Raw genomic sequence first — 2,087 nt, 5'->3', positions numbered from 1 at the left:
GCCCTCATCACGGGGATCACCGGACAGGACGGGTCCTATTTGGCCGAGTTCCTGCTTGAGAAAGGCTATGAGGTGCATGGCCTCAAGCGCCGGGCCTCGCTGTTCAACACGCAGCGCGTGGACCACATCTACACGGACCCGCACGAGAACGGCCGCTTCCGGCTGCACTACGGCGACCTGACGGACACCTCCAACCTGACCCGGATCCTGTCGGAGATCCGCCCGGACGAGGTCTACAACCTCGGCGCCCAGTCCCACGTCGCCGTGAGCTTCGAGGCCCCCGAGTACACCGCCGACGTGGACGCCATCGGCACGCTGCGCCTTCTGGAGGCGATCCGCTTTCTCGGGCTCGAGACGACCACCCGGTTCTACCAGGCCTCGACCTCCGAGCTTTACGGCCTCGTGCAGGAGACCCCCCAGACCGAGCGCACCCCCTTCCACCCGCGCAGCCCCTACGCGGTGGCCAAGATGTACGCCTACTGGATCACGGTGAACTACCGCGAAGCCTACGGGATGTACGCCTGCAACGGCATCCTCTTCAACCACGAGAGCCCGCGGCGCGGCGAGACCTTTGTCACCCGCAAGATCACCCGCGGCCTGTCCAACATCGCCATGGGCCTCGAGAAGTGCCTCTACATGGGCAACATCGACAGCTTGCGCGACTGGGGCCACGCCAAGGACTACGTCCGCATGCAGTGGATGATGCTCCAGCAGGACGAGCCCGAGGACTTCGTCATCGCGACCGGCCAGCAGTACTCGGTCCGCGAGTTCATCACCTGGGCCGCCCGGGACCTGGGCATGACCCTGCGCTTCGCGGGCACGGGCGTGGACGAGGTGGCGATCGTCGATCAGGTCGACGGCGACTTCGCCCCGATGGTCAAGCCCGGCCAGACCATCATGCGGATCGACCCCCGCTACTTCCGCCCCGCCGAGGTGGACACCCTTCTGGGCAACCCCGCCAAGGCCAAGCAGAAGCTGGGCTGGACGCCCGAGATCACCGCGCGCGAGATGTGCCGCGAGATGGTCGCGGCCGACCACGTGGCCGCCCGCCGGCACGCGCTCCTGAAGACGCACGGGCTCGATCTGCCCGTCAGCGTCGAGACCTGAGGCAGGGACCGGATCCATGGCGCGCATCTATGTGGCAGGCCACCGGGGCATGGTGGGCGGCGCGATCCTGCGCCGCCTCCTCGCGGACGGCCGGGACGAGCCGATCACCCGCACCCATGCCGAGCTGGACCTCACCGACCAGGCGGCCGTGCGGGACTTCATGCGCGCCGAACGCCCCGACGCGGTGATCCTTGCGGCGGCCAGGGTGGGCGGCATCCATGCCAACAACACCTATCCGGCCGACTTCATCCACGACAACCTCCTCATCGAGGCCAACGTCATCGGCCAGGCCCACGCCGCCGGCGTCCAGCGCCTGCTGTTTCTGGGCTCCTCCTGCATCTACCCGCGCGAGGCCCCCCAGCCCATGGCCGAGGACGCGCTCCTCACCGGCGTGCTGGAGCCCACGAACGAGCCCTACGCCATCGCCAAGATCGCCGGGATCAAGCTGTGCGAAAGCTTCGCGCGCCAGCACGGGCGCGACTACCGCTCGGTGATGCCCACCAACCTTTACGGGCCGGGCGACAACTTCCACCCCGAGAACAGCCATGTCCTCCCCGCCCTGATCCGCCGCTTCCACGAGGCGGCGCGCGAGGGCCGCGAGGAGGTCGTGATCTGGGGCACCGGCACGCCCCGGCGCGAGTTCCTCCACGTGGACGACATGGCCGAAGCCTCGCTCTTCGTGATGGGGCTCGACCGCGCCGCCTACGCGGCGAACACCCGGCCCCTGCTGTCGCACATCAACGTCGGCACCGGCGAGGACATCTCCATCGCCGAGCTCGCGCAAATGGTGGCCGAGGTCACGGGCTACCAGGGCCGCATCGCCTTCGACCCCACCCGGCCCGACGGAACCCCGCGCAAGCTCATGGACGTGAGCCGCCTGGCCGCAATGGGCTGGCGCGCCAGAACCGGGCTGCGGCAGGGCCTCGAGCACACCGTCCGCTGGTTCAGGCAAGAGATCGACAGCCTCCGACAGTGACGGG

2 protein-coding genes are annotated in these 2,087 nt (G+C 68.7%); both read left to right on the top strand.

Annotated features, from left to right (window positions below):
• Positions 1–1,107, top strand: a 1,107-nt coding sequence (gene gmd, locus J3P31_RS21120; protein ID WP_210530511.1) for a GDP-mannose 4,6-dehydratase, incomplete at its 5' end; no start/stop codon positions are given.
• 16 nt (positions 1,108–1,123) lie between these two features.
• The gene (gene fcl, locus J3P31_RS21115) at positions 1,124–2,083 is read left to right on the top strand and encodes a GDP-L-fucose synthase (RefSeq protein WP_210530510.1); all 960 of its coding nucleotides are present in this window, start codon (positions 1,124–1,126) and stop codon (positions 2,081–2,083) included.
• The last annotated feature ends 4 nt before the right edge of the window (positions 2,084–2,087 follow it).

The organism is Rubellimicrobium arenae (genome assembly GCF_017916275.1).
Taxonomy (GTDB): Bacteria; Pseudomonadota; Alphaproteobacteria; order Rhodobacterales; family Rhodobacteraceae; genus Rubellimicrobium; species Rubellimicrobium arenae.
Note: the sequence above shows the minus strand (reverse complement) of the source record. Positions and strands in the feature narration are given on the sequence as shown.

What these genes read in the sequence shown, in the direction of transcription:
- fcl (WP_210530510.1), top strand. Translation starts at nt 1,124, where the DNA reads ATGGCGCGCATCTATGTGGCAGGCCACCGGGGCATGGTGGGCGGCGCG.